General features: G+C 48.3%; 9 protein-coding genes. 6 read left to right on the top strand and 3 right to left on the bottom strand.

Features of this window, described 5'->3' with window-relative positions; translation table 11 throughout:
- The 3 genes from B4A77_RS12140 to B4A77_RS12130 form a co-directional block, all read right to left on the bottom strand.
- The coding region (locus B4A77_RS12140; RefSeq protein WP_290741048.1) for an oligosaccharide flippase family protein at positions 1-1,118 on the bottom strand (1,118 nt) is incomplete at its 3' end.
- A gap of 50 nt (positions 1,119-1,168) precedes the next feature.
- The gene (locus B4A77_RS12135) at positions 1,169-2,269 is read right to left on the bottom strand and encodes a radical SAM protein (protein WP_290741045.1); all 1,101 of its coding nucleotides are present in this window, start codon (positions 2,267-2,269) and stop codon (positions 1,169-1,171) included.
- An 8-nt stretch (positions 2,270-2,277) separates the two neighbouring features.
- On the bottom strand, positions 2,278-3,414 hold the full coding sequence (locus tag B4A77_RS12130; protein WP_290741042.1) for a glycosyltransferase family 4 protein: 1,137 nt from the start codon (positions 3,412-3,414) through the stop codon (positions 2,278-2,280).
- Between the two features lie 327 nt (positions 3,415-3,741).
- Between B4A77_RS12130 and B4A77_RS12125 the strand changes: the two genes are divergently transcribed.
- The 6 genes from B4A77_RS12125 (at position 3,742) to rhuM (ending at position 6,009) form a co-directional block, all read left to right on the top strand.
- A complete protein-coding gene (locus tag B4A77_RS12125; protein ID WP_290741039.1) occupies positions 3,742-4,212 on the top strand; it encodes a Panacea domain-containing protein in 471 nt (156 codons plus the stop codon).
- The gene (locus B4A77_RS12120; protein WP_290741036.1) at positions 4,205-4,609 is read left to right on the top strand and encodes a hypothetical protein; all 405 of its coding nucleotides are present in this window, start codon (positions 4,205-4,207) and stop codon (positions 4,607-4,609) included. The genes B4A77_RS12125 and B4A77_RS12120 overlap by 8 nt, the downstream gene beginning before the upstream one ends.
- A complete protein-coding gene (locus tag B4A77_RS12115; protein WP_173366987.1) occupies positions 4,575-4,724 on the top strand; it encodes a hypothetical protein in 150 nt (49 codons plus the stop codon). The genes B4A77_RS12120 and B4A77_RS12115 overlap by 35 nt, the downstream gene beginning before the upstream one ends.
- A gap of 185 nt (positions 4,725-4,909) precedes the next feature.
- On the top strand, positions 4,910-5,242 hold the full coding sequence (locus B4A77_RS12110; protein WP_073116301.1) for a BrnA antitoxin family protein: 333 nt from the start codon (positions 4,910-4,912) through the stop codon (positions 5,240-5,242).
- Positions 5,243-5,349: 107 nt separating this feature from the next.
- A complete protein-coding gene (locus B4A77_RS12900) occupies positions 5,350-5,607 on the top strand; it encodes a hypothetical protein (RefSeq protein WP_290731235.1) in 258 nt (85 codons plus the stop codon).
- A gap of 3 nt (positions 5,608-5,610) precedes the next feature.
- On the top strand, positions 5,611-6,009 hold the full coding sequence (gene rhuM, locus B4A77_RS12895) for a RhuM family protein (RefSeq protein ID WP_290731246.1): 399 nt from the start codon (positions 5,611-5,613) through the stop codon (positions 6,007-6,009).
- The last annotated feature ends 34 nt before the right edge of the window (positions 6,010-6,043 follow it).

Raw genomic sequence — 6,043 nt, 5'->3', positions numbered from 1 at the left:
GCAGAGGATATCATAAACGGATTGGCCGCAGCATCAACAATTACAATGCAAAGCATTATCTGAACAAATATCGGGCTCCATTCAGGAACATTTTTCAGCCAAATGGACAGAATAAATTCCGAATTCACAAAAAAAGGCGTCGTCAAAATTAGCAACAAGAGAATCGTAAACTTCGAGCTAGAAAAAACCAAGGCATGCATTTGTTTCAAATCCTTATTAGCATAGGATTTCGTAATTTGCGGATTGATAGCCATTTGAAAACTGCTCGAAAACTGAGTCACCACATTCTGAATCTGAACAGAAATACCCCTAGCAGCATTCACGGCAGGACCAAAGAAAATGTTTAGCAAGATATTCAATCCCTGCGTGTACAGGATGTTTGACAACCCACCGAAAAGATTCCAGCCAGCAAACGACAGCATTTCCTTAAAGAGTCTTTTGTCCCATTGGAATTGCAAATGAGTCTCGTTAAAATGCCGACGACAATAAATTCCGTATATAAATCTAATACCAAATTGCACAGCCGCCAAAAGAATTGCATATAGGCACAACTTGTCTATGGGACTAATGCAGAGAATCCAAACAATAGCCAATTTTAAGAAAACTTCGATAATTGAAATATAAGCAAATGCAGACATCTTTTCATGAGCAACAATGTCAGCATTATACGGGACGCTTATAATCATTATAAATGTCGACAATACAGAACACTGAAACACCCAGAATGCAGCAGACAATCGATCGGCAGGAATGACCAACTTATTATTCAAGAACCACAAGCCAATTATTTCTGCCAATAAGACAAAAATCGACGCAATCAGAAAATGCGTCAAAACACAATTAAAAAAGACTTTTTTTAATTCCTTTTCGTCACCTTTTCCCAAATTAAACGTTATATAGCGTTGAGTTGTTGAGGCCATCGCTGTATTTAGAATGCCAAACATGGCGACAACGCCACCAACAACATTGTAAATACCAAAGTCCTCAACACCAAGGGTCTGCAATACAACGCGGCTCGTATATAACCCAACCGCCATCGTTATGAGCATACGGAAATACAGCAGCAAAGTATTCTTTGCTATCCGTTTGTTATTCTGCTGTTCTGCCGTCGCTGCCATATATCAAAAAAGCAGTAGCACAGTTGTGCTACTGCACATAAATCAACGATTTACGAGTTATCCCCCAGCCTCAAATCACCCTGACGCGGATCCTGACCAACATCGAACTTGGGGAAACAAGAGCAGTCAATTTCCTTGCCAAACATGCTCTTGAGTTTGGCCTTCAGCACCCACGGAGCCACCTGCGCGATATACTTCTTCATCACCGGGGCGGCGGTTCCCACCATCCAGCAGTTCTTGGGGCAGGTACGTACCTTTTCACGGACCTTCTGGGCCTGTTCACTGAACCAGATTTCTTCGAAGTTCTTGGCAGTGTGGATATTGCCCATGCTCTCTTGCCAGTAGCGCGGTTCCAGACCGTTACAGGGGTAAACTTCGCCCCACGGGTCCGTAAAGAAGTTCACGGAACCAGCTTCGCACGGCAACATACGCTTGCCGCCCTGGATATACTTGATAAGGCCCAAATTGAAGAACGCGCGGAACCACGACTTCGGGTGGTTTTCCTTGAGCAGGCGGTTCACCAGCTTGCTGATGTTGTCGCAGAGTTCTTCCTTGTTGCTAATCTGGTTGTCTTCCTTGTGGAAGTAGTAGCTGTTATGGAAAGCGGCCGTCGCAAATTCAAAATTCATCGAAAGCGCCAACTCATAAAGCGGAATCAGGTCATTGCTGTTCCAGTTGCTGAGCGTCTGACCAAAGCCGATATCCTTCACGCCCATATCATGAAGGGTCTTGAGAGTCTTCATGCCACGCTCAAAACCGTCGTCGCGACCGCGCAAGAAGTTATTGGTTCCTTCAAGCCCTTCGATAGACACGCGGATACCGATATTTGGGAAGCGCTCGGCCAGTTTGATGACGCGGTCCACCCACCAACCACTCGTGCTAATCACAATGCGCGGAGCCTTGGTGTAAAGCACTTCGACGATATCTTCCAAATCCTGGCGGATAAACGGTTCGCCACCGGTAACGTTTGCAAACTTGAGCTGCGGGAGGATTTCCAAGTCCTTTGCCTGGACTTCTTCGCTCTTCTTGGTCGGGTTCTTCCAGATGTTGCACATCTTGCAGCGCATCTGGCAACGATACGTGGTAATCACCGACACATCAGTCGGCATCTGAATCTTGGAATTGCACTTTTTGCACGATTCGCAGGTCATAAAATCCTCTATTTGGCAAGTTCCCTGTAGACAACGGCGGTCTGTTCCGCAATCTTGTCCCAGTCGTAATACTCATGAATAATGGACGAATAGTCGTTCGGCTTTTCGCTCGCCAAGTGTGCGGCTATAGTTTTCGCAAGGTCATCGACGTCGCCCTTCTTGGCAAAACAATCTCGCGGCAGCGGGACCTCGGTATTGGCGGGGATATCGCTCGCGACAACGTCCAAGTTGTAGCTCAGGGCCTCGAGCAGGGCTATGGGCAGCCCCTCATGGTAACTCGGGATGCAGAAAAGCCGGGCGTTGCGCTGCACCGCACAGAGCGTATCGCCGCTAATGAACCCGGTAAGCACGACATTCGCCTTTTCTGCCTGTTCCACCAGTTTTTGCGAGTAGGCGCTCTTGTGGTCGGGGCGCCCGGCAATCGCCAACTTATACTGTTGCTGTAATTCGGCAGGGAGTTTCGCGTATGCGGCTATCAGGTCGTGGAAGCCCTTCTCCTCGACAAAGCGCCCGCAGGCCAGGATGTATTTTTGCGGTTCCAGGCCAAAGTGCGCCAGGGTAATCAACTCGTCCTTCGGGGCATCGGTACGGATTTCAACCCCGTTGCGGATAAGCACCGTGCGGTTCGTCTTGTACATCTTTTTCAGGAGGTCCTGGATGTAGGTGCTGATGACGATAATCCGATGCGAGAACTTTGTGCCAAGCCGCTCGCCCGCCTTCAGAGTGAACTTCGCGAACTTGCCCCACTTGGCACGCATGTAGTCTTGCCCGTGGTGCGTGTAGATGACCTTAGCGCCCGTCATCCGGAAAAGCGGGGCGAACATCGCCGGGCCAATTGCATGTATGTGCACAATGTCGGGGCGCATTTTGCGGACTGCACGCCAGCAGCGCAGCGTATGCGTGATGGATTCAAAACAAGCCTTGTGGCTACACTTTAGCGGCACCACACGAATGCCCTGGTATTCGTAAGGGTCGTCGTTGGCGACATACCCCTTGCGAGCAAAAAGCGTTATCTCGAAACCCATCTTGGCAAGGCGCGGGAACAAGTGCTGGCAATGCGTCTCGATGCCCCCCTGGACATCGGGAATGCCACGCGTGCCGAGGACCGCAATCCTTATCGGGCGATTTGCGATGTTTTCGTCCATAAAAAAGCTATTTCCCCAGTATACGGGGAACTGCGGGGTGCGGTCCGGCAAACAAAAAGTCACTAGTCAACGTCATCGCGAGGGTCTCAAATAAACTATTAGGTAAAAATTTAGAAAATTACAGATTTATTACAAGGGGGATACATAATATATGGCAGGGGAAAGCACAAAATTACATGCAAGGCGGCATAATTTCGGACTCCCGGCAGGGCCTCTGAAAAAAAATATGAAAAAATTTCAAAAAACTATTGACATCCGCGCAAAAATAGTGTACATTTGTGTAGCAACCGTTTGATATTGCCCCATAGGCGGCAATTAGTTATATTTATGGTAAAGGTTTACGATATGCCCAGAGCACTGCAAATAGCAAACAGGCTAATCAAGTTCGCCGAACTTGACACCGCGAACGGCGGCGAGCTTCTTTCTAACCTGAAGCTCCAAAAGTTGCTATACTACGAACAGGGCTTTCACCTGGCCTTGTTCAACAGCCCATTATTCTCGGACGACATCGAGGCTTGGATGTACGGGCCCGTAGTCCCGTCCGTTTATGACTACTACAAGAAATTCGGAAGCAACGGAATCGTTCTAGAAGACGATCCGCAACTTATTCAGCTAACCCCACAGGAAGAAGACCTGCTGTTCCAGGTTTACGAGCGTTACAAATCCTACTCTGCCATAGGGTTAATGGACCTGACCCACGGCGAGTCTCCATGGATAAACGCAGTTCCTCACGACAGAGGCACCGTCATCTCGAACGAATCAATGAGAACTTTCTTCCTGCGTCAACTTGATGGCTAAATTAAAGAAATTAACCCCTACACCTAGCGCCATCAGCAACACCCAAAACGACGAGATAGTCTTCTCGTTCAAGGGGCTGAAAAGGTATAGTTACGACACGGCATCGAATGACGGCGTTTTTTTCATTCGCTACCTTGAACGATTATCCAAGATTTCGACCCAAACATGGGCCGCAGCCTATTCCACCGGCAAACACGGCATTGCCGGAATAGAGCCCATGAAGGTGGATTCCTTAACAAAAGCCGCTCAAAATCTAGTTCCTTCCGGAATAGAAAGCCTAATTGTTATGCGCGCCACCGGCGACAACCACGCATTTTTAGGACACAGAATCGGAAATGTATTCAACGTGATATTCATTGAACATGAATTCGGTGACGTCTACAACCACGGGAAATAGAAACCCGGGCTTGGTGCAGGCCAACATACAGACGACGCTCATTTACGCGAACTACTCCAACAAGGTCATCGACCGCGAGATGGAGAAGTTCAAGATAAACGTCCCGGCAGGGTGACGCGGCTTCGGGCATGGAAGCCTAAAAAACGCAAAGCAGCAGAATTCTAGACATCCGGCAGGGCTGGTCCACAGCAGGCGCTCCAGCACCGGGCTCGGACAAGGTCTTTTCTTAAAATAAATCTTGACATTATCAAGATAATATCATATATTGTAGACAACCGCTTTCAAGTTGAGGGACAAACAATGGGAAAAATTGACGAAATCGAACGAGACGCAGCCAAAAAGGCCGCATACTTCGAGAACCGCACCGAAGCCCAAGAACTAGCGGATCACAAGTGGGCCGAGAAGAACGGTCTTTCGTTTAGCGGACCGGGCGCACTGACTAAGGCCATTGCGGCCTCAAAGCAACGTGCAGCAAAAAAAGCGAGAAAGTCCAAGGTCGGTACAAGTTTCGACCCCGGCGTCCTGGAGGCGTTCAAGGCAAAAGCCGAACGCGTGGGCATCCCTTACCAGACTCTGCTCAATTCTGTTGTCAAGCGGTACACAGAAGGAAAACTTGACATAGAGGTCGCCTAAGGCAACTTTCCTCATCGCCCTGAAACAACCGTTCCAGGGCTTCTTTATTGGAAATTTTTTAAGTAACCTATTGACATCCGCGTCAAAATAGTATACATTTGTGTAGTATGAAAAACGAAAAGGAAAACGAAATTGTCATATTCAGGACAGACGACGAAACAATCAACGTTGAGGTCCGTTTTGAGGACGAGACCGCCTGGCTCACGCAGGACCAGATGTCAACCCTTTTCGGCAAGTCCAAATCGACCATCAACGAGCACATCAAGAACATCTTCGTGGAAGGCGAACTCATTGAGTCACAAGTGATGAGAAAATTCGGAAATTCCGAATTTACGGGAAATTTGACTAAATTGACCAATTTTTAAGTCATCTACAGCCGAGCTGACGCAGAAAAGGCGTTCATGGGGCTCACAACATTTTCCGGCGACAAGCCAAGCCTTCAAGATGCGCTGATTGCCAAAAACTATCTAGACGAGCGTGAGCTCCGGGCCATGGGGCAGATTGTATCCGGTTACCTGGACTTCGCCGAACGCAAGGCAGAACGGCACGAGCCGATGACCATGTCCGACTGGTCCAAGCATCTGGACCAAATACTCACCGCCGGCGGAGAAAAACTTCTACAAGGCAACGGCTCCATTTCCCACGAGCAAGCAGTCGACAAGGCTACAGGCGAATATCGCAAGTATCAACAGAAGACCCTTTCCTCGGTAGAAAAAGCTTTCCTTGACTCGATTAAAAGCATCGAGAAAAAGGTAGAGAAAAACTAACGAATGAAAGACAAATCGCTTTTTTCGCCCTGAA

The sequence above is a fragment of the Fibrobacter sp. UBA3718 genome, from assembly GCF_002371935.1.
Taxonomy (GTDB): Bacteria; Fibrobacterota; Fibrobacteria; order Fibrobacterales; family Fibrobacteraceae; genus Fibrobacter.
The sequence above is the reverse complement of the archived record's forward strand: the minus strand, read 5'-3'. Positions and strand labels throughout refer to the sequence as shown.

Coding starts and splice junctions, on each gene's coding strand:
- B4A77_RS12135 (WP_290741045.1), bottom strand. CDS start 2,269: ATGACCTGCGAATCGTGCAAAAAGTGCAATTCCAAGATTCAGATGCCG.
- B4A77_RS12110 (WP_073116301.1), top strand. CDS start 4,910: ATGGGAAAAATTGACGAAATCGAACGAGACGCAGCCAAAAAGGCCGCA.
- B4A77_RS12125 (WP_290741039.1), top strand. CDS start 3,742: ATGGTAAAGGTTTACGATATGCCCAGAGCACTGCAAATAGCAAACAGG.
- B4A77_RS12115 (WP_173366987.1), top strand. CDS start 4,575: ATGAATTCGGTGACGTCTACAACCACGGGAAATAGAAACCCGGGCTTG.
- B4A77_RS12120 (WP_290741036.1), top strand. CDS start 4,205: ATGGCTAAATTAAAGAAATTAACCCCTACACCTAGCGCCATCAGCAAC.
- B4A77_RS12130 (WP_290741042.1), bottom strand. CDS start 3,414: ATGGACGAAAACATCGCAAATCGCCCGATAAGGATTGCGGTCCTCGGC.
- B4A77_RS12900 (WP_290731235.1), top strand. CDS start 5,350: ATGAAAAACGAAAAGGAAAACGAAATTGTCATATTCAGGACAGACGAC.